This is a genomic window from Streptococcus sp. GMD4S (assembly GCF_000296955.1).
Map to the genome: position 1 here is coordinate 1 of NZ_AJRE01000552.1, position 714 is coordinate 714.

A 714-nucleotide genomic window follows, 5' to 3' on the forward strand; every position below is an offset into this window, starting at 1 on the left:
AGACCGGCTTTTAGACCAGGAAAATATAGCTGTTTGCTTTCTTTCTGACTCAACATTTCGGGATCAATAGCTGTGATGCCCGTTTTCTTGGTTTGAGAGACCACATAGAGGGCAGCCATCATCGAAATGCCAAACACCACGAGAGGATAGCCGATAGCGACAATTTGTGGGTATTTATAAGCAAGGACAAAGGGGATGAGGTTGCCAAATATCATGAGATAAAAGAGAACGATAAAGACCTGATTCCCGATACGATCGGCCTCGCGCCGTTTGTGTTCGTCAAGGGGGCCAGAAATGCCGTATGTACGTTTGATAAGTTTTTCAGTGAGAGTTTCTTTTTTCATTTGTTTGCTCCTTTTTTAAAAATCGTCTTCCCAAAAGAGGCTATTGAGGTCAGTTTGGAGGCTGCGGGCGAGGTTGAGACAGAGTTCTAGGGTTGGATTGTACTTGTCATTTTCAATCATGTTGATGGTCTGTCTCGAGACACCGATATCTTTGGCGAGCTCGAGCTGGGAAATGCCCAGTTCCTTGCGGAATTCTTTCACACGATTCATAGGGTCTCCTTTCTGATATGTCGTATATATTTGACTATATTATATTCTTTTGGGGATGAGGTGTCAAGTATATATGACATATTTTTGAGAATTTTTTTCGAAGAAACTTAGCCTTGTCTGACAAGTGCAAGCTGGTCAGATTTGTGGTAAAATAGATAGG

Annotated in this window: 2 protein-coding genes; both read right to left on the bottom strand. The window is 42.3% G+C overall.

Annotated features, from left to right (window positions below):
• Positions 1–344: DUF3278 domain-containing protein (locus tag GMD4S_RS12490; RefSeq protein WP_000712419.1), on the bottom strand; the 344-nt coding region annotated here is incomplete at its 3' end.
• 15 nt (positions 345–359) lie between these two features.
• Entirely contained in the window at positions 360–554 is a 195-nt protein-coding gene (locus GMD4S_RS12495) for a helix-turn-helix transcriptional regulator (protein WP_001082470.1), read from the bottom strand.
• Positions 555–714 lie beyond the last annotated feature (160 nt).